Origin of the sequence: uncultured Algimonas sp. (assembly GCF_947498175.1) — a bacterium.
In the GTDB taxonomy this organism is placed as follows: Bacteria; Pseudomonadota; Alphaproteobacteria; order Caulobacterales; family Maricaulaceae; genus Litorimonas.
Genome location: NZ_CANMJB010000007.1, coordinates 25976 through 48491 on the forward strand (window position 1 = coordinate 25976; position 22516 = coordinate 48491).

15 protein-coding genes are annotated in these 22516 nt (G+C 63.9%); 3 read left to right on the plus strand and 12 right to left on the minus strand.

Annotation, left to right across the window (positions count from 1 at the left end):
- The 5 genes from ligA to ftsZ all read right to left on the minus strand — a co-directional run bounded on the left by ligA (position 1) and on the right by ftsZ (position 7267).
- Positions 1 to 2040 (minus strand): NAD-dependent DNA ligase LigA, encoded by a 2040-nt coding sequence (gene ligA / locus Q0718_RS10755; RefSeq protein ID WP_298917583.1) that lies wholly within the window; start codon positions 2038 to 2040, stop codon positions 1 to 3.
- Between the two features lie 80 nt (positions 2041 to 2120).
- Positions 2121 to 3797: a DNA repair protein RecN gene (gene recN / locus Q0718_RS10760; protein ID WP_298917589.1), complete on the minus strand. Its 1677-nt coding sequence runs from the start codon at positions 3795 to 3797 to the stop codon at positions 2121 to 2123.
- Between the two features lie 26 nt (positions 3798 to 3823).
- Positions 3824 to 4672: an outer membrane protein assembly factor BamD gene (locus Q0718_RS10765; RefSeq protein ID WP_298917592.1), complete on the minus strand. Its 849-nt coding sequence runs from the start codon at positions 4670 to 4672 to the stop codon at positions 3824 to 3826.
- 70 nt (positions 4673 to 4742) lie between these two features.
- Entirely contained in the window at positions 4743 to 5687 is a 945-nt protein-coding gene (gene lpxC / locus Q0718_RS10770) for a UDP-3-O-acyl-N-acetylglucosamine deacetylase (protein ID WP_298917595.1), read from the minus strand.
- A 101-nt stretch (positions 5688 to 5788) separates the two neighbouring features.
- On the minus strand, positions 5789 to 7267 hold the full coding sequence (gene ftsZ, locus Q0718_RS10775; RefSeq protein ID WP_366523875.1) for a cell division protein FtsZ: 1479 nt from the start codon (positions 7265 to 7267) through the stop codon (positions 5789 to 5791).
- A 194-nt stretch (positions 7268 to 7461) separates the two neighbouring features.
- Between ftsZ and Q0718_RS10780 the strand changes: the two genes are divergently transcribed.
- On the plus strand, positions 7462 to 8703 hold the full coding sequence (locus Q0718_RS10780; RefSeq protein WP_298917600.1) for a multidrug effflux MFS transporter: 1242 nt from the start codon (positions 7462 to 7464) through the stop codon (positions 8701 to 8703).
- Here the strand turns inward: Q0718_RS10780 and Q0718_RS10785 are convergent.
- Positions 8700 to 9290 carry a hypothetical protein gene (locus Q0718_RS10785; protein ID WP_298917603.1) on the minus strand — a complete coding sequence of 197 codons (591 nt, stop codon included), beginning with the start codon at positions 9288 to 9290 and terminating at the stop codon, positions 8700 to 8702. The two genes, Q0718_RS10780 and Q0718_RS10785, sit on opposite strands and share 4 nt — an antisense overlap.
- On the minus strand, positions 9274 to 10887 hold the full coding sequence (locus Q0718_RS10790; protein ID WP_298917606.1) for a long-chain fatty acid--CoA ligase: 1614 nt from the start codon (positions 10885 to 10887) through the stop codon (positions 9274 to 9276). The genes Q0718_RS10785 and Q0718_RS10790 overlap by 17 nt, the downstream gene beginning before the upstream one ends.
- 98 nt (positions 10888 to 10985) lie before the next feature.
- Here Q0718_RS10790 and Q0718_RS10795 point away from each other — a divergent pair, with 98 nt between their 5' ends.
- A complete protein-coding gene (locus Q0718_RS10795) occupies positions 10986 to 11948 on the plus strand; it encodes a threonine/serine dehydratase (RefSeq protein ID WP_298917609.1) in 963 nt (320 codons plus the stop codon).
- On the opposite strand, the gene Q0718_RS10800 is transcribed toward Q0718_RS10795, so the two are convergent.
- Genes Q0718_RS10800 through kbl form a run of 3 tightly spaced genes read right to left on the minus strand, consistent with a single transcriptional unit; the run spans position 11923 to position 14830 of the window.
- Entirely contained in the window at positions 11923 to 12597 is a 675-nt protein-coding gene (locus tag Q0718_RS10800) for a nitroreductase family protein (protein ID WP_298917612.1), read from the minus strand. The genes Q0718_RS10795 and Q0718_RS10800 overlap by 26 nt on opposite strands.
- Positions 12594 to 13628 (minus strand): L-threonine 3-dehydrogenase, encoded by a 1035-nt coding sequence (tdh, locus tag Q0718_RS10805; RefSeq protein WP_366523878.1) that lies wholly within the window; start codon positions 13626 to 13628, stop codon positions 12594 to 12596. Before tdh ends, Q0718_RS10800 begins: the two co-directional genes overlap by 4 nt.
- Before the next feature lie 8 nt (positions 13629 to 13636).
- Positions 13637 to 14830, minus strand: a complete 1194-nt coding sequence (gene kbl / locus Q0718_RS10810) for a glycine C-acetyltransferase (protein ID WP_298917618.1) — start codon at positions 14828 to 14830, stop codon at positions 13637 to 13639.
- Positions 14831 to 14901: 71 nt separating this feature from the next.
- On the opposite strand from kbl, the gene Q0718_RS10815 reads away from it, so the two are divergent.
- Positions 14902 to 15519, plus strand: coding sequence for a uracil-DNA glycosylase family protein (locus Q0718_RS10815; RefSeq protein WP_298917620.1), 618 nt, complete (start codon positions 14902 to 14904; stop codon positions 15517 to 15519).
- Here Q0718_RS10815 and pbpC read toward each other — a convergent pair.
- Positions 15451 to 17439 (minus strand): penicillin-binding protein 1C, encoded by a 1989-nt coding sequence (pbpC, locus tag Q0718_RS10820; RefSeq protein ID WP_298917623.1) that lies wholly within the window; start codon positions 17437 to 17439, stop codon positions 15451 to 15453. The genes Q0718_RS10815 and pbpC overlap by 69 nt on opposite strands.
- A complete protein-coding gene (locus Q0718_RS10825) occupies positions 17436 to 22283 on the minus strand; it encodes an alpha-2-macroglobulin (protein WP_298917625.1) in 4848 nt (1615 codons plus the stop codon). Before Q0718_RS10825 ends, pbpC begins: the two co-directional genes overlap by 4 nt.
- Between the last annotated feature and the right edge of the window lie 233 nt (positions 22284 to 22516).

Consider the following 22516-nt stretch of genomic DNA (forward strand, 5'->3'; position numbering starts at 1 on the left):
TTAGCCCCCTCCATCGATCAGTGCCAGCCACTCATCTTCGCTCAGAACCTCGACTTCCAGATCTTCGGCCTTTTTCAGCTTGCTCCCCGCGCCCGGCCCGGCGACGAGGTAATCCGTCTTGCCCGATACCGAGCCCGCCACTTTCGCGCCCAAGGATTGCGCGCGCGCCTTGGCCTCGTCGCGCGTGAACTTCTCCAGCTTGCCGGTGAAGACGACGGTCTTGCCCGCGACGGGCGAGCCGTTTTCGACGGTCGGCGCATCTTCCACCGTGACTTGCGCCAGGAGACGATCCAATGCCGCGCGGCTCTCCGCCGTGTTCAGGAAGTCGTGAAGCGACCCTGCGGCGGCCTCGCCGATCCCGTCGATGGTTTGCATCTCTTCAGTCTCTGCCGTCGCACTGGTCTGCAGCGCCGTCCAGCTGCCGTAATGGCGGGCCAGCAGGTTGGCATTCCCCTGCCCCACATGGCGCACGCCGAGCGAACGCAGGAAGCGCGCAAGACCGACTCTGCGCCGCGCCTCGATCGCGGCGAACAAAGCCTGCGTGCTTTTCTCGCCGAAACCTTCCCGGCTCTCCAGTTCCAGATCGTCATTGCGATCGTGCAGCGTGAAGATGTGAGACGGTTCGGTCACTTCGCCGCGCTCGAAAAACTGCTCGATCTGGCGTTCGCCCAACCCGTCGATATCGAAAGCGGGTCGGGAAACGAAATAGACGAGATATTCCTTGGCCTGCGCCGGACAGGCCAGGCTGTTGGTGCAGCGCCGGACCACGTCGCGCTTTCCCTTGTCGTCAACGGCGCGCACGGCGTCCGAGCCGCAGGATGGGCACCGGGTCGGATAGGTAAAAGGGTCGCCGCCGCCGTCCTCGACAACTTCGAGGATCTGCGGAATGACGTCCCCGGCCCGCTGCACGCGGACGGTGTCGCCCGGTTTCACGCCCAGCCGTTCGATTTCGTCCTCATTGTGAAGCGTGGCCTTGGCGACGAGGACGCCGCCGATGTTGATCGGCGCCAGATGGGCAAGCGGGGCGAGAGCGCCGGTGCGCCCGACATTGATCTCGATATCCAGAAGCTGGGTCACGGCCTTTTCGGCCGGAAACTTGTGCGCGATCGCCCAGCGCGGCGCGCGGCCCGCGAAACCGAGCCGGTCCTGCCAGTCCAGGCGGTCCACTTTGTAGACCACGCCGTCGATATCGTAGCCGAGCTCCGCCCGGTCGGACTCGATGCTCCGGTAATGCGAAACCAGACCGGCCGCGCCTTCGAAGCGTTCGGTCCGGTCGTTGGTCTGGAAGCCCCATTCCGCCAACTTCCGGATGGCGCCGAACTGCGTGTCGGCGATGGGTCGGCTGACATCCCCCCATGCATAGGCGAAGAAACGTAACTGACGCGATGCGGTGACGCCCGGATCGATCTGGCGCAAGCTTCCCGCCGCCGCATTGCGAGGGTTCATGTAGAGTTTTTCCCCTTTCGATTCCTGCTCCTCGTTCATGGCGAGAAAAGCGTCATGCTCGATATAGACCTCTCCGCGCACTTCCAGCACGTCCGGCCAGCCCGACCCGGCAAGGCGTTTCGGCACATCGGACAGCGTGCGCAGGTTCCGCGTCACGTCTTCGCCGACCATCCCGTCGCCGCGTGTCGCACCTTGCACGAACACGCCGTTCTCATAGCGAGCGGCCGCAGACAGTCCGTCGATCTTCGGCTCCGCGGTAAAAGCCATCCGCGCATCGTCGGCCAGTCCGAGAAAGCGCCGCGCTCGTGCGGCCCAGTCCGTTACGTCATCGTCTGTGAACGCATTGTCGAGACTGAGCATCTGCACGCGGTGCGCGACCTTGCCGAAGCGGCCCGACGGCCGCGTGCCGACCGTCCGTGTCGGACTGTCCGGTGCGACGAGGTCCGGATACAGATCCTCCATCGCGCGCAGCTCCATGCGCAAAGCGTCATATTCCGCGTCGGACAGGACCGGAGCGTCCTCGTTGTAATAGGCCGCGTCCGCTTCGCGGATGCGCGCGACAAGGTCGGCATAGAGGGCGGCGCGGTCGGTCATGCGGCCTGATACGCCGAGAGCGTTGCGGGAGTCTTCCCGAGATGGGCATTCACAGCCAAGAAATACCGAGACCGGTCTTTTCAGCCCGTCATCAATTGCCGCGCCGCAGCCCGCGCGGCGTCCGTCACCGTGTCGCCGGCCAGCATGCGGGCGATCTCTTCCTCGCGTTCGGTTTCCGCGACGGCGTGGACGTGGGTGTTGGTCGTCTCACCGGTCGAGGTCTTCTCGATTCGGAACTGGTGGTCCGCCGCGGCGGCGACCTGGGGGCTGTGGGTGACGACGAAGACCTGCGAAGTCTCGGACAGTCTGGCAAGGCGGCGGCCCACGGCCGTGGCGACGGCTCCACCGACGCCTTGGTCGACCTCGTCGAAGACCATGACGCTTTGCGTCTTGGCGGCCAACGCGACCTTGATCGCCAGGGCGAAGCGCGCCATCTCGCCGCCCGACGCGATCTTGTCGAGCGGACCGAGAGGCGTGCCGGGGTTGGTCGAGACGGTAAAACGGATCTGGTCCTGGCCGTTGGCTGATTCAGGCGCCTTGGACAATTCCGTCACGAAGCGCGCCCGATCCATCTTGAGGGGCGGCAGTTCCGTCGCAACGGCAGCATCGAGCTGACCCGCCGCTTTCGCTCTGGCTTCGGACAGTTTCGCCGCCGCGCCATCGTAGCGCGACTTTGCCTTGTCCCGGCGGGCTTTCGTCGCCGCAATGTCGGCTTCGACCGTTTCGATGGAATCCAGTTCTTCGGCGAAATCCGCACGCTTGCCCACGAGCGCCTCGATCCCGACACCGTATTTGCGCGCGGCAGCGCGAAGCGAGAAGAGCCGCTCTTCCACCTGTTCGAGCTGGCCGGGTTCGATGTCGAACGCTTCGGCGGCGTGACCGACCGCTTCGCGCGCCTCGTTCGTTTCCAACAACGCCCGCTCCAGACTTTCTCCGGCCGATTGCAGGGCTTGGGCCGCGCGGCTTTCGCCCTCGCCGAATTTCGCCCGCACGCGTTCGATCCCGGTCAAGGCGCGGGTGAGCCGATCTTCGAATTCGCCGCCTTCGCCCAACGTGTCCTGAGCCGCCGTGAGTTCCGTCAGCGCGCCTTCCGCGCCTTGCAGGAAGCGGCGTTGATCGGCCAGGGTTTCGTCTTCGCCCGCCCTCGGATCGAGCCGGTCCAGCTCGGCGATGGCGGCTTCGAGGAATTCGCGGTCCTCACCGGCCTTTTCCCTGCGGGCGATGAGTGCATCCAGTGCGGCCTGCGTCTCGCGCCGGTCGCGGTAGGCCTCTTTCACGGCAGACAATTCGGCATCGTAATCGCCGAAATCGTCCAGCATGCCCAGATGCGTAGCTGGGTCCAGCAATCCGCGACCGTCATGCTGGCCATGCACTTCGAGCAATATCGAACCGATCTGCGACAGGACCTTCACCCCCACAGGCTGGTCGTTGACATAGGCGCGCGACCGGCCGTCGGCGGAGACCACCCGGCGCAGGCGCAGATCTTCGGATGCATCGCCGTCCAGATCGTGATCCCTCAGGAAGGCCCAGACGGGATGCCGGTCCGGCAGCGTGAAACTCGCCGTCGTCGAGGCCTTGTCGGTCCCGGCCCTGACAAGACCGCGGTCGGATCGCGCGCCCGCGGCCATGCCCAACGCATCGAGCAGAATGGACTTACCGGCTCCGGTTTCGCCGGTCAGGGCGCTGAGCCCATGCGCGAAGGACAGATCGAGCGCCTCGATCAGCACGACGTTCCGGACTGACAGTCCGCTCAGCATGGAGGAGGCTCCTGCAGGGGCGAGGGCTAGAAGAGCCGGTCGCGTAGCCTCTCGAAGTAACCGCGTTCGCGCGGTTTGGAAACTTCATCGTCCAGATTGATGCCATATTCGGCTAGAAGATCGTAGGAGTCCTGGTACCACTCGCTTGAAGGGTAGTTGTAGCCCAGAACGGAACCGACCTTCTTGGCTTCGGGAATGATGCCCAGCGTTACATAAGCCTCGACCATGCGGTGCATGGCCTCCTCGACCTGCGAGGTGGTTTCGTACTGGCGCACGACGTTCTTGAACCGGATGATCGCGGCGAGCGGCTGGTTCTGTCTGAGATAGAACCGGCCAATGGCCATTTCCTTGCCGGCCAGGTGATCCTGCGTCAGTTCGAGCTTCAACCGCGAATCGCGCGAATAGTCCGACTCCGGAAAACGCCGGATGACTTGCTGCAACGCGTTGGACGCATTCACGGTCGTTTCCTGATCGCGGCCCACATCATAGATCTGGTCATAATAGTTCATGGCGATGAGGTAGTAGGCGTAAGGCGCCGAATCCGAGCCCGGGTGCAGACCGATATAGCGTTGTGCCGTCGTGATACTGTCTTCGTGATCCGCGGCCCGGTAGGACGCGAAAGCGCTCATCAGCAGCGACCGGCGCGCCCATTCGGAAAACGGGTGCTGACGTTCGACTTCCTCGAACAACAGCTTGGCCTGATCCCAGCGGCCGCGTTCGATGCGGTCCATGGCCTCGTTATAGATCAACTCGGCCGGGCGTTCGACATAGGCGAGCCGTTCCTTCCGGTCGCCCCCGAGCCCCAAGCTCGAACAGGCGGAAAGCAGCAAAGCCGCCGACAGCGCGAAAACGCATCTGGCAAAGATTGAAGTCATGAAAGTCCCGTGCACGTGTCGTGTCGCTGGCCCTTAGCGGGCGCGACCCAGACACGAAAGTGAGAATATCTTAAGCCGAAACGGCAATCGCAGGGCCGAAAGCCGGCCGGGCCTGTCCGCCTGTCATCGCGACGAGCGCATGCGCACCCGGCAAAACCTCGTAGGTCCAGCAATCGCGGCAGGCGAACAGCTTCGTCAGCAGGTCGTGATTGAGGCCGTGACCCGACTTGACCGTCGTGATGCGACCAAGCACCGGACCGCCCAGATACATGTCGCCGATCAGGTCCAGCGCCTTATGGCGCACGAATTCGTCTTCGAATCGCAGACCGTCCGGATTGAGCACTTCGTCGCCATTGACGACGACCGCATTGTCGAGCGATCCGCCTTGCGACAGACCTGCCTGCTGCAAGGCGGCGACTTCATGCATGCGGGCGAAAGTCCGCGCCGATGCCAGTCTTTCGCGGAACGCTTGCACGTCGGGCGCCATGCGAAGACGCTGGCGTCCGATGGCGGCATCCTCGAAATCGATGGTGACGTCCAGTTCGAGACGGTTGCACGGCTCGATCCGGGCGAACATGTCACCGGACCGGATTTCGACGGGTTTCAGGACGCGGACATAACGGCGCGGCGCTGCCTGTCGCTCCAACCCGACCTGTTCGATCAATTTGAGGAACGGCTCGGCCGATCCGTCCAGCGCCGGAAGCTCCGGCCCGTCGAGGTCGATCAGGAGGTTGTCCACACCCGCAGCGCTGAGCGCGGCGAGAAGATGTTCGATGGTGGACACGCCGACAGCGGCCGCATTGGTGATCGTCGTGCAGTTCCGGACGCCCGTCACCGCGTTGGGCCGGACCGGTACGAGATTGTCGCGGTCGGTGACATCCGTGCGGCGGAACACCAGACCCGTATCCGGCGCGGCAGGCGCCATGACCAGGCGCGTCTGACGCCCGCCATGCAGGGAAACGCCCGCACAGATGGCAGGCGCTTTCAGAGTGGATTGTCGTCTGACGTTCGGCATAGTCGTTAGCCATACCGCTAGGAGGCCGGGGTCCGGACCGCAAGCAACGGTCCATGACGCAATGTTACGGCAGATGACTCCGCTGTAATGGACGCGAGGCCTTAACGGTTTTGACGTCTTAGAAAGCTCGGGATTTCGAGCTCGTCGTCCATGTCGGCTCCGAACAGGTCGCCCGATCCCGTCTGCACTGCGGGTTTGGCGGCGGTGTCGGGCGTCATGACGGGACGGCGGCTCTTGCGGCCCCACAGGCCGAACGGGCGCCGTGTCGGGGCGGCCACAGGCGCTTCGGGAACGGAGGCGGGAACGATCGGCGTGACGGCTTCGGCCTTGACGGGCGCTTCGACCGGGGCCGGCACGGGCGCCGCAAGCTGCGCGGCCCCGCCTTGGACCCGCGGCGGATAGCCGGTTTCTGTTTTCGTGTAGGTCTGGGCCGGGCCGTTGACGACTGCGGCGACCGTTTCCTCTTCGTCTTCCTCGAACCCGTATTCGGCATAGGCGAGGCGCGCTTCGGCTTCGGCCTTTTCGTGTACGCCGAGTTCGACCACGGCGGCAGGCTGGCTTTCGACTTTCGGCTGCGGCGATGCGATGAAACGCCCCGGCTTCTCGCTGCGCGTTTCCGCATCGACGCCGGTCGCGACGACCGAAACGCGGACGACGCCGTCCAGCGCGGCATCTAGCGCCGAACCGACGATGATGTTGGCATCCTCGTCCACTTCGCCGCGGATCATCTCCGCCGCTTCGTGGACCTCGAACAGGGTCAGGTCGTGCCCGCCAGTGATATTGATCAGCACGCCTTTCGCCCCGCTGAGCGAAACGTCGTCCAGCAGCGGGTTGTTGATGGCTTTTTGCGCAGCTTCGACGGCGCGGCTGTCGCCGGTCGCCTCGCCCGTGCCCATCATAGCCTTGCCCATTTCGTCCATGACGGTGCGGACATCGTTGAAGTCGAGATTGATCTGGCCCGGAACGACCATCAGGTCGGTCACGCCGCGCACGCCGGAATAGAGCACTTCGTCGGCGAGCTGGAAAGCGTCCGCCATGGTCGTGCGCTCCGTTGCCACCCGGAACAGGTTCTGATTCGGAATGGTGATCATCGTGTCGACGGAGGAATAGAGGTTCTCGATCCCCTGTTCTGCCAACTTCATGCGGCGCGAGCCTTCGAACATGAAGGGTTTAGTGACGATGCCGACGGTCAGGATACCGCGGTCGCGGGCCGCGCGGGCGATGACGGGCGCGGCGCCCGTGCCCGTGCCGCCGCCCATGCCGGCCGCCACGAACAGCATGTGCACGCCGTCCAGATGCTCCATGATCTCGTCGAGATTTTCTTCCGCCGACTGCTCGCCGACTTCGGGACGCATGCCGGCGCCGAGGCCTTGCGTGATGCCGCAGCCCATCTGGACGCGGCGTTCGGCTTTCGACAGCGAAAGCGCTTGCGCGTCCGTGTTGGCGACGAGGAACTCGACCCCGTCGAGACCGGCTTCGATCATGTTGTTGACGGCATTCCCGCCGGCACCCCCGACGCCGATCACGACGATCCGGGGTTTGAGTTCTACGGACTCGGGCATTTGAAACTGGATCGGCATTGGGTCGCACCTGATATGGTCAATGACTGGTTAAGCGCTACATCGCCAAAAAGTGTTAACGGGCCGTTTAGACCTGGCCTCTTTCGGCATGGCGGCGGCGTTACAGACCGTTCATTTTCACTGTCACCGCATGTGATGACGCAGGCCCTCATTTGCGATTGAACGGCACCGGGCGGAGGCGTAGGCGCGCCGCCATGAGTGCCCCCGCGACATTGCTGGCTCCGGACTGCACGCCGCTCAAGATCTCCTTGCGCGAATTCGTCGCCATGATGGCGGCGATCTTCGGGCTGCAGGCGCTCGGCATCGACATCATGTTGCCCGCGCTGGAACAGATCGGCGATCATTACGCGATCTCCAATCCGAACGACCAGCAGTGGATCGTGGTCGCCTTCGTGCTCGGTTTCGGCTTCCCGCAATTGATCTGGGGACCGGTGGCGGACCGTTACGGGCGCAAGATCCTGCTCCAGCTCTCGCTCGTCGGCTATGCCGTGTTCGGCATCGCCTGCATGTTCGCGCCAAGCTTCGAAATGCTGCTGCTGTTCCGTTTGCTGCAAGGCGTCTCCTGTTCCGGAACGCGGGTCAGTGCCGGGGCGATCATCCGGGACGTGTCGTCCGGCCGGTCTATGGCCCGGATCATGAGCCTCGTCTTCACGGTCTTCATGGTCGTCCCGATCCTGGCGCCCGGCATCGGCACGTTGATCATTGCGCTGATGGGATGGCCGTGGACGTTCGGCATGCTGGGTGTCTTCGCTGCGCTCGTCTTCCTCTGGACGGCATTTCGCCTGCCTGCGACAATGCAGGAAGCCCGGCCGATCAATATCGCGTCGATCACCGACGCTTTCCGCCGCGTCATCGGTCACCGGACCAGCTTCGGCTACATGTGTGCGTCTGGCGTGATCTTCGGATCGCTGTTCGCTTTCATCGCGGCAAGCGAACAGGTCTTCGACGAGGTATTCGGACGCGGCGATGATTTCTGGATCTACTTCGCCGGCATCGCCAGCGGCCTGGCGGTCATGAACTATCTCAACAGCCGTGTCGTCGAACGACTGGGCATGCGGCGGATCAGCCACACCATGGTCCTGCTCTTCATCCTCTCAAGCGCGGCCAACCTCGCCTACATGTCGTTTGCGGGCGAGAATTTCTGGGTCTTCTATTCGCTTTTCATCGTGTCGTTCGCCTGCTTCGGCATGATGGGGGCGAACTTCGCCTCGCTGGCGCTGGAACCGATGGGCGACATCGCCGGGACGGCCAACGCGGTGTACGGGTTCTTCACTTCGACGGGGGCGAGCCTGATCGGCCTGACCATCGCACAGCAGTTCGACGGCACGGTTATTCCCATACTCATCGGCTATGTCTGCCTCGGCCTCGTGTCGCTCGGCATCATCCTGCTGACCGAGCGCGGCAGGCTGTTCGAACTGGGCGCAGGGAAAAACTAGTCCACGAATCGGGTCACGACGCCTTGCGAGAGAAGCTCGTCGTTCGTCATGACATAGATATCGTCGGCCGATGCCGCCTTCAGCGTGTACCAATAGAAGTCCACGGGGCAGCCAACAGTTTCGAAGTAGTCCAAATAAGGCGCGTGCTCAGGGTCCGATGGCGCCAATTTGTCGCCGGATACGCTCTCATCCAGATACGACCAGGAATGAACTCCGACATGCGCACCCTGTTCTGCGGTCCGGTTGCGACCGGCGCAGAAAATGTCCACGCCGCCGGATTCGATGAAGCTGTCGGCCCTGAGATGAGTATCGAGCCCGGCGCGGTGAAGCATCAGTCCCGTCCGTAGGGTCATGTGATCATCGACCGATCCGTCGATCTCACCGATTTCAATACGCGTAAGCTCAGGGTGACGATCGATCAGTCGTTCGATTTCCCGATAGGACCGTGAATTCATGGTGCCCGACAGGTGAAGCGTGTCGCCCTCGACATAGGCATCGGTCGTATCGACAAGGTTTTCGACGCCGGCACAGGCTTGGAGCAATAAGGCCGCGACACCCCATGCGGTACCTTCAAGAAGCCGATTCAAGGTCGTAGTCCTTATATTGGGTCTTCAGTTCGCGTTTGAGGATTTTGCCTGTCGCGCCCAGCGGCAATGCGTCCTGGAAAACGATGGCGTCGGGCATCCACCACTTCGCGCATTTATTAGCGATGGCCGCCTTGATCTCGTCCTTGTCCGGCATCTTGCCCGGCACGGGCTGGACGATCAGCATGGGGCGTTCCTGCCACTTTTCATGCCGCACGCCGATACACGCCGCCATGGCGACGTCCGGATGGTCGCAGGCCGCGTTCTCGACTTCGATGGACGACACCCATTCGCCGCCGGATTTGATGACGTCCTTCGACCGGTCGGTGATCTCCATGTAGCCATGCGGGTGCAAGGCGGAAACATCGCCCGTCGCAAACCAGCCATCGTCGGTGAAAGATTCTTCGCCCGCGCCCTTGAAGTAACCGGACGCCACCCAGGGGCCGCGCACATGCAGATGGCCGGAGGTCTCGCCGTCGGCGGGCAACTCCACACCCGCATCGTCGACGATGCGCATTTCCACACCCCAGATGCGACGGCCCGCCATCAGCTTGTGCGGAACGGTCGCTTCGTAATCGTCCAGATCGGTGGCGTGGTGCGGCGCATAGGTCGAACCGAGCGGCGACGTTTCCGTCATGCCCCAACCCTGCTGCATCGGGATGCCGAGGTCGAGCTCATAGGCGCGCAGCAGGGATTCCGGTAGGGCGGACCCGCCGACCAGCGCCTTCTTGACGCTCGGCAGTTCGATGCCGTGCTCTTTGCAATGATTGTAGATGCCGAGCCAGACGGTCGGCACGCCCGCCATCAGGGTCACGCCTTCGGCGTCGATCATGCGCGCCAGGTTGGCCCCGTCCAATCCCGGTCCGGGCATGACCAGCTTCGCGCCGACCATGGCCGCGGAATAGACCAACCCCCAGGCGGAGACATGGAACATCGGCACGACGGCCAGGATCGTGTCCGATCCCCCGGCGCCGATCACGTCCTTCTGGCAACCGGCCAGTGCGTGCAGGATCGTGGAGCGGTGGGAGTAGAGAACCCCTTTCGGATCGCCCGTCGTGCCGGACGTGTAGCAGAGCGTGCAGGCCGTGTTCTCGTCGAACCGGGGCCAATCCAGTTCCTCGGAGGCATCGGCGATGAACCCTTCATAGTCTTCGGCGAACGGCACGATGGACGGTTTCTGCGCCGCATCGGTGAGGCTGATCCATTTCTCCACGCTGGGACAGGCCTGATGGATACCGGCTACGATCGGCGCGAACGTCGTATCGAACATGACGTAACGGTCTTCGGCATGGTTGATCATCCACGCGATCTGTTCGGGCTTGAGACGCGGATTGATGGTATGGACGATCGCGCCGATGGAACTGACGGCGTAGTAGATTTCGACATGGCGGTAATTGTTCCAGGCGATGGTCGCGATCCGGTCGCCCGTCTTCACGCCCGCCGCGATGAGCGCATTGGCCAGTTTGCGCACCCGGGCGGCACAATCGGTCCAGCCATAGCGGTGCTGGCTCATATCGGTTTCGAGCGTCACGATCTCCCGGTCCGCATGCACGATTGCGGCATGTTCGATCAGATCGGAAATCATGAGTTCGCGACTCATCATCAGGCCTTGCATGGGCAGGCTCCCCAGTTTGTTGTTTCTCTTGATTTGCCTCGTCTTTTTCAGACATGGACAAATCGGTCAATAAGGGGAGCGTCATGGTTACGCCGACTTACGAAAATGTATTGGAGGCCGCGGAGCGCCTGGACGGCCATGCGCGGCGCACGCCGTTGCTGCATTCGCCCGAAATCGATGCGCTGGTCGGCATGGAAATCCACTTCAAGGCGGAATGTCTGCAACATGTCGGGGCGTTCAAATATCGCGGGGCTCGGAATCGGTTGGCCGTGATGAGCGAGGCGGAAAGGCGGCGGGGCGTCGTCGCCTTCTCGTCCGGCAACCATGCGCAAGGCGTGGCCCGCGCCGCGCGGGAACTCGGCATCGACGCGCTCATGGTCATGCCGTCGGATGCGCCCGAAGTGAAAGTCGCCGGCGTGCGCCGCGACGGCGCGGACATCATCTCTTACGACCGCCACACGGAAAGCCGCGAAGAGATCGCAGAACGCATCTCCGCCCGGGACGGACGCACGATCGTGCCGTCCTATGACGACCCTTACATCATCGCCGGTCAAGGCACGGTCGGTCTCGAAATCGCGCGGTCCGGTTTGGCGTTCGACGCTCTCGTGACCTGCATCGGCGGCGGCGGGCTTTGCGCTGGGATCAGTCTTGCGATGGGTGCGGAAAGCCCGGACACGGATATTTTCGGCTCAGAGCCCAAAGGCTACAACGATCACCAGATGAGCCTGCGCGCCGGAACGCGGACGCCGATCGGCGATCCGGGACCGACCCTGTGCGATGCGATCATGACCCCGATCCCGGGCGAGCTGACATGGCCGATCAACGCACGCTCCCTGACGGACGTGTTCGATGTCTCGGACGAAGACTGCCTTCTCGCCATGAGGCTGGCGAAAACCCATCTTGACGTCACGCTGGAACCAGGGGGCGCAGCCGCGATGGCAGCGGTCGTCACCGGCCGATTGCCGAAGCGTTACAAGCGGGTCGCCGTCATCCTGTCGGGCGGCAATGTGGACCCTGAAATCATGGCGATGGCGCTTGGGTCTTGAAGGTCACGATTTCCGATAGCGGCTTCTTTTCCAGGGCGTAGGACGGCACCTTGCAACCCTCCGCCGGGTATCCGACCACGAGCAGGACGAACGGTTTCTCCGTATTGGGGCGTCCACAGATTTCGCGCAGGAAGGTCATCGGTGCGGGCGTATGCGTCAGCGTTCCCAGCCCGACCGAATGCAAGGCGGTGATCAGCAGGCCGGTTGCCAGACCGACGGATTCCGTCACGTAATAGTTTTTGCCGAGATCGCCGCGCTTCTGTGCGAAAACAGCGATCAGCCAGGGCGCGGTTTCAAGGAACGGCTTTTGGTCGTCCGTCCCGAGCGGCTCGAGCGCATCGAGCCATTCGTCGGAAGCCCGGCCGTGATAGAAGGCCCGCTCCTCTTCCTCCGCCGCTTGCCGAATGGCGGTCTTGGTCTTCGGATCCGAAATCGCCACGAAGTGCCAAGGCTGATGGTTGGCCCCGCTCGGCGCGGTTCCGGCCACACGGATCGCCTGTTCGATGAGCTGGCGCGGAACGGGCGTGTCGGCGAAATCCCGGATCGTCCGGCGCTTGGCCATCAGGTCCTGGAAGGATGCCAGCCGATCTGCCATGTCGGACTCCGGCAAGCGTTCATAACCGGTCAGCGGCACGGCCTCCGCGCTCATGCCTGAGTCCAATCGAGAATGACCTTGCCGGTCTTGCCCGTCTCCATCAGATCGAACGCCTCCTGGAAATCCGCCGCGGCGAACCGGTGCGTGATCATCGGTTTCACGTCCAGACCGCTGTCGATCATGGCCAGCATCTTGTACCAGGTCTCGTACATCTGGCGTCCATAGATGCCCTTGAGCGTCAGCGCCTTGCCGACCAGCTTACCGAGATCGACGGCATAGGGCTGCGCCGGGATGCCGAGCATCGCCATGTTGCCACCCATCAGCATCGTGTCGAGCATCTGGTCGAAAGCCGGTTTGGCGCCGCTCATTTCCAATCCGACGTCGAACCCCTCATTCATGCCGAGACCGGTCATCACGTCGCGCAGGTCTTCGGACACCGTATTGACCATGGTCGTGCGTGTCGTGATGGTCTTTGCGAACGCAAGCCGCCAATCGTTGATGTCGGTCAGCACGATCCGGCGCGCGCCGGCGCGTTCGCACACGGCCGCCGCCATGATGCCGATCGGCCCGGCCCCGGTGATGAGGACATCCTCCCCGACCAGGTCATAGGCCAATGCCGTATGCACAGCATTGCCCAGCGGGTCGAGGATGGAGGCGATCTCGATGTCGAAATCCTGGCCCAGCGGAATGACGTTGAATTCCGGCAGGGCGAGATATTCCGCGAACGCGCCCGGCAGGTTGACGCCAATGCCTTTCGTGTCCGGGTCGAGATGGAAACGCCCGGCGCGCGCGTTGCGGGACTTGCGCCCGACGACATGGCCTTCCCCGCTGACCCGTTCGCCGACCTTGACGCGCGTGACCGTGCTGCCGACGGCTTCGACCGTTCCGCCATATTCATGGCCCACGACCATCGGGACAGGCACGTTGTTCTGGGCCCACTCGTCCCATTTGTAGATGTGCATGTCGGTGCCGCAGATCGCCGTGCGTTCGATCCGGATCAGCACCTCGTTCGGCGCGATCTCCGGAACCGGCACATCTTGCATCCAGAGGCCCTTCTCGGGCTTGGCCTTTACCAGAGCCTTCATTGTGTCGGTCATGACACAACACCCAATTCGCGCCCGACCTTGGCAAAGGCGGCGATGCAGGCGTCGATCTGCTCTGGCGTGTGGGCGGCAGACATCTGCGTGCGGATGCGGGCAAGGCCCTTGCCGACGACCGGGTAGAAGAAACCGATCACGTAAATGCCTTCGTCCAACAGTTTCGCGCTCATCTCCTGCGCCAGCTTAGCATCGTGCAGCATGACCGGGATAATCGGATGTTCACCAGGAAGAAGCTCGAAACCCGCTTTTTCCATGCCCGCGCGGAAGCGCTCGGCGTTGGCAAAGAGCCGCGCGCGCAGATCGTCGCCCTCCTTTGCCAGTTCGATCGCCTTGATCGACGCGCCGACCAGATTGGGCGCGAGCGAGTTGGAGAAGAGATAGGGCCGAGAGCGCTGGCGCAGCATGTCCACGACTTCCTGCCGGGCACAGGTGAAGCCGCCCATCGCCCCGCCCAAAGCCTTGCCGAGCGTGCCCGTCAGAATGTCGACGCCGCCCTGCACGCCGCAATGCGATGCCGTCCCCTTTCCCTGCTCGCCCATGAATCCGGTCGAGTGGCAATCGTCGACCATCAGCAGCGCATCGTACTTCTTCTTCAGCGCGACCACGTTCTTCAGGTTGCAGATCGTGCCGTCCATGGAGAAGACGCCGTCCGTCGCGATCAGGACATGCCGCGCCCCGGCCTCGCGCGCCTCTTTCAGCCTGGCTTCGAGATCGGCCATGTCGTTGTTGGCGTAGCGGTAGCGCTTGGCCTTGCACAGACGGATACCGTCGATGATCGACGCATGGTTGAGACTGTCCGATATTATGGCATCTTCGGGACCGAGCAGGGGTTCGAACAATCCGCCATTGGCATCGAAACATGCCGCGTAGAGGATCGTGTCGTCATATCCGAGCCAGTCTGCCAGCGCTTTTTCCAGGTCCCGGTGCTGGTCCTGCGTGCCGCAGATGAACCGCACGCTCGCCATTCCGAAACCGTGATCGTCCAGCGCCTCTTTAGACGCCGAGACCAGCTCCGGCGCATCGGCCATGCCCAGATAGTTGTTGGCGCAGAAGTTCAGGACGTCACGGTCCTTCAAACTGATCTCCGCGCCCTGTTCGCTCGTGATGATCCGCTCGCGCTTGTAGAGACCGTCGGCCTCGATCTGTTCGAGTTCTGAAGAGATATGGGAGAAGAAACTGTCTGACATGCGCCCTTGAATAATGAAACGGCGCGAGAGTTCACGCATTATCTCGCCAGGATCGTGGAAAGGTTCACCCATTGTCGCAGCTTCAAGCCCTCGTCGAGACGATCCGTGCCTGCGATGTGTGCGCTCACTCGAGCCCGCCGCTGCCGGTCGAACCCAACCCGATCCTGCGCGCGACCGAGGCGTCGAAGGTCCGCATCATCAGCCAGGCGCCCGGCACGCTGGCCCATGCCAGCACCCTGCCCTTCAACGACCCGTCCGGTCGGCGCCTGCGGGACTGGCTCGGCGTCAATCCGGCGACTTTCTACGATGCCGACAATTTCGCCATCACGCCTATGGGATTCTGCTTTCCGGGGCAGGATGCCAAGGGCGGCGATCTGCCGCCCCGGTCCGAATGCGCGCCGCTCTGGCAAGCGCGACTGGACGAGCAGATGCACGGCGTCGAGCTGACGTTGCTGGTCGGGATGTATGCGGTAAAGCATCATCTGGGCCCGGCGGCCAAGCGCACGCTGACCGAAACGGTGCGCGACTGGCGCGGCTACGGGCCCGGGGTCATGCCCCTGCCCCATCCCTCATGGCGCAACAATGCCTGGATCAAGAAGCATGACTGGTTCGCCGAAGAACTAGCGGAACTGCGGCGGCGCATCGACGAGCTGGTCACGCGCGACGACGCGGATATCGGCATTCGTTGAACGTCCGCGCGCATCGACGGCGCTGACGCGGTAGAAGCCCGGCGACGAGGGCATCCAGACTGCCAGCCCTGCTTCACGCCGAACCGGTTCGCCAGAGACGAACAAGGCGACGGGATCGTCGCTATCCACGGAGATCGAAACGCCGCGATCGTCATGGAGCAGCTCGGTGCCATGCGACGGAAACAGGATGACCGGCCCGGCATCGGTCTGGTCGGCGACGCGTCGCAAAGCATCCGGCGCTTTTGCCGTGTGTCCGGTCCGGTCCGGCGCGACGAACGGCATGGCGATGTCGAACAGGATCGGGGCTGCCGAGGCGCGGCCCGTACGGCCCGGTCGCGGCGCGCCGTCGGGCCGTCCGGTCCAGACGATGACGGCATGATCCCCTGCCAGCCCGGCCGCCCAGCTGTCGCGAAAGCCGTAGGACGTTCCGGTCTTGTAGGCGACGCGGCCCACGCCCGGCATGTTCGCAAAGCCCTTCGGCACGGGCGCACCGCTCAACGCGGCCTTGATCGCTTGCGCCGTGTCTTCCGACATCAGTCTGTAGTCTTCGCCGTCAGGTGCACCGGGACGGAATTTCAGCGGCGCCGCCTCGCCGCCGTGGCCCAGCGCGGTATAGAGCACGGCCAGATCGCGCGCGCTCAGCCCTGTTCCTCCGAGCGCGAGCGCCAGTCCCTCGCCCTCCCTATCGCCGACGCGGCCTCTTGCCTGCGGCCCCGCCGCGGCGAGTGCCGCCCGGAACCGGTCCGCGCCGACCTGGTGCAGAGCCGCCACGGCAGGAACGTTCAACGAGTGCTGAAGGGCTTCGCGCACCGTGACTCGGCCATGGTAGCGACGCGTGAAGTTCTCCGGCCTGTAGCTGCCGAACCGGGTCGGCGCATCGCGCACCTCGCTTTCCAGATCGAGCGTGCCGTCATCCTGCGCCAGCGCATAGATGAACGGTTTGAGGGTCGATCCCGGCGACCGCACCCGGTCGGTCATGTCGATCCAGCCGCCAGCATGGTCGCGCGCTCCCGTCCCGACGAGCGCGCGCACCTCGCGCGTCGGCACATGCACGACCATGGCAGCAGCATTGACGGGCACGGGCTGGTCGGCGGTCCAGTCCGACAGCAACCGGGCGACGCGGGTCTGTTCGCGCGCGTCAAGCGTGGTGGATCCGCCGCCGAAGGTCTCGAAAGCGAGGAGGTCTCGGTCGGGCAGGCGGCGTTTGAGCGTCGGTACGGGCTGGCGTCTCGCCTGTGCCGCCTCCGCTTCGGTGATAAGGCTCTCCTCGGCCATACGGTCGAGAATGCGGTCGCGACCGGCCTTGGCGGCGACCGGATTGCGGTCGGGGCGGCGGGCTTCGGGCGATTGCGGCAGCGCCAGCAACAAGGCGATTTCATCTGTCGTCAGATAGCGGGGCGACTTGCCGAGCCAGAGATGCGAGGCCGCCGCGACGCCTTCGATATTCGAGCCATAGGACACACGCGTCAGATAACGTTCCAGCTGTTCGTCCTTGCTCATGCGCAGATCAAGCCGGACCGCTTCGAAGGCTTCGACGATCTTGGTCGGCAGCGTGCGTGGCCGGGGCATGTATTGCCGTCCGAGTTGCTGTGTAAGGGTGGATGCGCCCGATACGATCCGGCCAGCATTGGCATTGCTCCTGACCGCGCGACCGATGGCTAGCGGATCGACGCCGACATGCTGCCTGAACCGGCCATCCTCCATCGCGACCAGCGCTTCGACAAACGCCGGATCGACCACGTCCAGCTTGATCGGCAAACGGACGCGCCCGTCTTCGACCGTGGAGATGTGCAGTACTTCCCCGTGACGGTCCTGCATGACGGCGGACACCGTGTCCGCCCCGTCCGGTAGAACCGGCAGGCACAGCCATCCAGTGCCGAGCATCACGGCACCGATCAGGAATTTGTGCCGAAGCCTCACAAGGACGGCGCGGGCGTGACCTGGATCCGGCTGCCCGCCGTCGACGCCGTCCGGCTGGGCCGGTACATGTCCTCGAGATGGGCGCCCGGCAAGGCGAAGTCACCTTCGGTCACGGCACGCAAGACATAAGCCATCCGGCGTTCGCCATTCCCGAACCGCGACGCCGTCCGCCACGAAGCCACGAAACGGTCGTCCCGGGCTTCGCTCAAGTCCAGCTCAGACAAATCGCCGATCCAGCCGAACGGACCGGTTTCGCCCGCATCGTCGGGCGACAGAACCGTTTCGATCTCGAAGCCGGCGGGCAAAAGGTCGGCCATGACCCACATGGCGCCGTCGTCGCTCCGCCCTTCCGCTTCCAGCAAGACGACGATGCGCTCGCCGCGTGACACGGATGGATCGAAAAGCGGGCGACCGTCGAGATCATGTATCGACTTGGCGATCGAAGCGCCCTGCGAACGGGCCGTCATCGGACCCTCCGGCAAACCGGAAACCGAGACCTGGAGCCAGACCGGAGCGGCCTCGTTGTTCTGGATGCTCAAACCGCCCGTGCTTTCGCCAACCGAACGGCTCGCAGTCATGCCGGACGCATCCCAGTCATCGTCTGCAGCGAACGGCACTCCGGTCGTGCGGCGTCCCGCCAACGCGCGCAGCACCCACGCCTTTTCATGCGTGTTCAATCGCTCTGGCTGGTCCACCTGCAAGGTCAGCATGGCGGATGTCAGAGCCTCCTCCGGTAGGTCCGACGACAGCGCCAACAGAGCGGCCGCGTTGCGGACATCGCTGTCGTAATAGGTGATGGCTTCGCCGCCGATACGGTTTGCCGCGCGGACGAAGGCCGCCTCGGCGCGCTCGGTCTCGCCCATCGCGTCGAGGGCATGGCCGAGCTGGGATTGGGCGATGGAACTGCGGATCCGGTCGCCGAAGCGGCGATCCAGATAGAGCAGGTCCGTTTTCTTCAGCCGGTCGTGCCGCGCCAGCAAGGCCATGGCATGGGCGGCGCGTTCGGCGTTCCGGAGTTCGTAATCCGGCGCATCGTCGTCGAGTCCGAAATCGTAGTCCAGCGACAGACGCGACGATCGGTCCAGCTTGGACAACGCCTGCACGGCGTCGAGCGTACGGCGCCTCGCGCTGCTCGGAATGCTCAGACCGTCTTCTGCGGCTTTCAGGACGAAGTCGCTCGCATAGAGCTGGAGATAGGGGCTGGCATGGCCGTCGCCGCGTCGCCACAGGCCGAACGTCCCGTCCGGGCTCTGGCGGCTAAGCAGCGTATCCACAGCCATTTGCACGGTCGCGAGTCGCTGGGCTTCACCCATGCCGGGCAGACCTCTCAAAGCTTCGGACAATAGCAGCGGCATGGCGACGCTGACCGTCTGCTCCGTGCAGCCATAAGGGTAGCGTTGCAGGGAGGCGAGCAAGGCACGGGGATCGAGACCCGGCGAGAACGAGGCGGAGACAAGCGTCTGCATCGTGCCCGGCAACAATCCCGCACGGTCTTCCGTAAGATCGAGGGACAAGGACCGGCCTTGCTCGAGCTTCACGAAACGCGTTCGGTTTTCGCGCATCGCCGCCGGACGGGTTTCGATGCGGTAGTCGCGGCTCACGTCGAACGCCGGCCCCTGCGTCGCGAGCGTGTAGGTCGCGACATCTATCGCACCGGACGCGATCTCGACACCGTCTTCGCTCCTCGCGCCTTGGTCGAGCACACGCTCCACTTGGCCGATTTCCTGACCATCGACGAAAACGAGGCTCCTATAGACCCCGTCCTGCCCATCGACATTGTCCATCGCCATGGTTGCGACCGCTCGGTCTCCCGGTGCGAGAAAGCGCGGCAGTGCCAGTTGTGCCGTAACCGGATCGCGCACGGTCATGCGCGTCGATGCTCCGCCCAGCTTCGTGTCCGACCAGGCGACCGCCATGATCGTGAGTTCGCCCTGGAAATCCGGAACGTTGAGCGTCACGACTGCTTGGCCGTCATAGACCTCGACCGGTCCTTCGAACACGCTGACGATGGTGGTCGGCACGACCGACAGGCCGGCCCCTCCCAACGTATCGCCGCCGACCCGGTCCACGGCCGAGAAAGGGGCGAGCATCCGGGCATAATCGTCGAATACATCGACCGGAAACGCCAGCTTGCCGAAATAATGTGCTTCGGGGTCCGGCGGCGTGTAATCCGTGATCTGCAGAATGCCCGTATCGACGGCGGCCAACGTCATAAAGGCTTGCTCGCCGTCCAGTCCGGCGACTTTGACCACGACATCCTGCTCCGTCCGTGGTCGGATGCGGTCTGGCACGTCGAGCGAGACATCGAGCCTTTGCGAAGACCGGTCCATCGGGATGTGGACCAGACCGACCGCCCGGCGCGGCTGCGCATCGGCACCGGGCGTATAGACCGTCAACATGGCATAGAGGTCCGACGACCAGTCGCGCGCGATCGGCAGGCTGATCTCGGACTGTCCGCCTTCGATCTGAACCGTTATGACGGATTTCACGCCCCGGTCCGCGATCACGAGTTCACCGATCCCGGCGAAAGGAGAATTAACGGTGAGCCGGACCGTATCGCCCGGCGAGACTTCGGCTTGGCTCAATCCGATTTCGATCCGGTCCGGCGTATCGGCATCGCCGCCCGCGCGCCGCCACCCGGAGCCGAACTGGTAGGAAAACGTCCGACCGGCTTCCGTGACGAACTGCAACCTGTATTCGCCGTAGTCGAGCGGTTCGGAAAACTGCAGCGGGGTGTCCGCCCCGATGGAGACGCGGCGTTCCTCTATGACAAGGTCCCGGCGGTCGCGGCGATAGCGCCATTGCCCGTTCTCGCGGAACCAATGATAGTCGTAATCCTCGCGGATCAGCGACAGAGTGCCGTCCACGCCGATACGTTCTCCGTCTGCACTGACTGAGATCATGGCGATTTCGGCCGGACTGTTGCGCTTGGCGTATCCGCCGTCGAAGACGGGATCGAACCCCACATAGACCGGCTCGGACCGCAACGGCAGGAAGACGCTGTCGCGCACATAGCGACCGCCCGGCTCAGCGACGCCTGCCGTTACGAAAAGGCGCAAAGGATGGCTCGACCTGAAATCGTCTCCGGCCAGCTCGATATCCGTGTCGTAGCGCCCGTCTTCATCCGTCAGCCCCTGCCCGATCGGCACGAACTGCTCGCGATAGGTCTCGACGGCGTCACCGAACATATAGTCCGACCACTCCGGGAACGGATCCGGATCAACGCTGACCCTGACTTCCGCCTCTGCTTCCAATCCGCGTCCCGCCGCGCCGTAGAGGAAGTCCGCGGCCACGGTCAGCGCCCGGGTTTCGCCCAATCGGACCGGGGTTTCGTCCGCCCGCACATCCAGGCGCAGCTGTTCGGGAATGAAGTCCTCGACGGCGAAGCGGGTGCGGCCGACCGTGTCGAGACCGTCCAGCGACAGTTCCGCGACCCAGCGTCCGCGCATGGCATCAGCCGGCAGGGCGATCTGGCGCAACAGCGCTCCGGCGCGGTCGCGCGGGCCGACGCGGGCTTCTGAAAATTCGGTGCCGTCCGGACGCAATATGCGCAGCGTGCCGTCGCGGTCGAACGCGGCTTCGGCCTGCGCATCGCGGACCAATGCGGTCAGATGAACGGTTTCGCCGGGACGATAGACACCGCGTTCGGTGAACATGAAGGCATCGACAGGCCCGGCCGCATCGCGGCCTGCCACGTCGTAACCGGTCAGGTCGAGCGGGCTGCGGGCCAGGTCGAGCGCGGCGAAGTCATCGTCGCCCGCATAGGCCAGGACCATTTTCGGCGCGAGATTGCCCGTTCCGCGCAGCACCGCCCCAGGAAACCGCGCACGCCCATCGGGGGCGGACCGCGCTTCGGCCAGTATGTCGTTGTTTCGGGCGATCAGGGTCAGCTTGACATCGCTGACCGTTTCGGCCGTTTCGATGGAGCGGACCGTGACGTCCAGCGCGTCAGCCGTGCGGTAGGACGCCAGCGCCAGATCGGTCACATAGAGCCAGCGCCAAGAGGTCGCCACGCGGTCATTGTCGGTCCCGCCTGCGCGGCTGACCTCGACGATATAGGCGCCTGGGCCGTGCCCTTCTATGATCGGCTCCAAAGGAACGCCGATTTCCACGGGCTCGTTCGTCTGGCCGCTCGTTTCGATCCGTTGCGTGTGGATTTCGACACGCGTCTGCCACGCCGCCCCGTTCCACGACCAGTCGCCTTCCACACTCGTCTCGCCGATGTCGGGCGTCTGCTCGAACAAAGCGCGGTGATTGACCCGGTAGAGCTTCAGATCGACCGCGTCGGCGTTCATCGCCTTCACGCCCAGAACGGCGTCGTCCCCGCGTGGCAGGATGATGCCGTCGCCGACGAAGCCGACCATGGCGGGCTTCGGATCGAAGGCGATCGTCTCCGTCAATTGCGATGCAAGCTCGCTCCCGTCCTGCGCGGCGAAACCGGGCAGGACCGTCACGGCATAGGCCGTCTCTTCGTCCAGACCCAACACGCAGAGCGATTGCTCGCGGACCTGGAGCGAAAACGGCGCGTCCGGAGATATGCGAATGTAGGCACGGTCTTTTATGATCCGGTCCGGGTCGAGCGGTCTGGAAAACCGCAGGCAGACGGCCGGCGCCCCGTCCGCACGGTCGACCGCGTAGCCGAGATAGGAAAACGCGTCTTGGCGACTTCGGACGACGGTGACGTCATCGGTCGGTGAAACGTTCTCCGTTTCCTGCACGACACTCCCGGACGGAGTGTCGTCCGACTGCGGACCGCTCTGTCCCAGCCAGTAGCCGAGCATGGCGGACAGCCCCATGACGAGAAGCAGCGCCAGCCCCAGAACCAAACCGTTTTGTCGTGTCATACCGCCCTCGCCCGTCAGACCGTCCGCTTCATGCGCGTCAATCGCCTGTCAGGCAAGTTTGACCGCATCGCGACGAGACGGAGGCCATGAGATGCCGGAAACCCAGTTTGGCGCGCCGTGCTGCAGCCTTTGTTAACGGTAGTTCTAAGCGGTCCGGTAAGGCGCACACGGCACAACGGCGATCCAGAGACAATACAGTTCACGCAATCTCTCTGTAGCGCCGCCGCCCTGTC

Coding starts and splice junctions, on each gene's coding strand:
- ligA (WP_298917583.1), bottom strand. CDS start 2,040: ATGACCGACCGCGCCGCCCTCTATGCCGACCTTGTCGCGCGCATCCGC.
- recN (WP_298917589.1), bottom strand. CDS start 3,797: ATGCTGAGCGGACTGTCAGTCCGGAACGTCGTGCTGATCGAGGCGCTC.
- Q0718_RS10765 (WP_298917592.1), bottom strand. CDS start 4,672: ATGACTTCAATCTTTGCCAGATGCGTTTTCGCGCTGTCGGCGGCTTTG.
- lpxC (WP_298917595.1), bottom strand. CDS start 5,687: ATGCCGAACGTCAGACGACAATCCACTCTGAAAGCGCCTGCCATCTGT.
- ftsZ (WP_366523875.1), bottom strand. CDS start 7,267: ATGCCGATCCAGTTTCAAATGCCCGAGTCCGTAGAACTCAAACCCCGG.
- Q0718_RS10780 (WP_298917600.1), top strand. CDS start 7,462: ATGAGTGCCCCCGCGACATTGCTGGCTCCGGACTGCACGCCGCTCAAG.
- Q0718_RS10790 (WP_298917606.1), bottom strand. CDS start 10,887: ATGAGTCGCGAACTCATGATTTCCGATCTGATCGAACATGCCGCAATC.
- Q0718_RS10795 (WP_298917609.1), top strand. CDS start 10,986: ATGGTTACGCCGACTTACGAAAATGTATTGGAGGCCGCGGAGCGCCTG.
- Q0718_RS10800 (WP_298917612.1), bottom strand. CDS start 12,597: ATGAGCGCGGAGGCCGTGCCGCTGACCGGTTATGAACGCTTGCCGGAG.
- tdh (WP_366523878.1), bottom strand. CDS start 13,628: ATGAAGGCTCTGGTAAAGGCCAAGCCCGAGAAGGGCCTCTGGATGCAA.
- kbl (WP_298917618.1), bottom strand. CDS start 14,830: ATGTCAGACAGTTTCTTCTCCCATATCTCTTCAGAACTCGAACAGATC.
- Q0718_RS10825 (WP_298917625.1), bottom strand. CDS start 22,283: ATGACACGACAAAACGGTTTGGTTCTGGGGCTGGCGCTGCTTCTCGTC.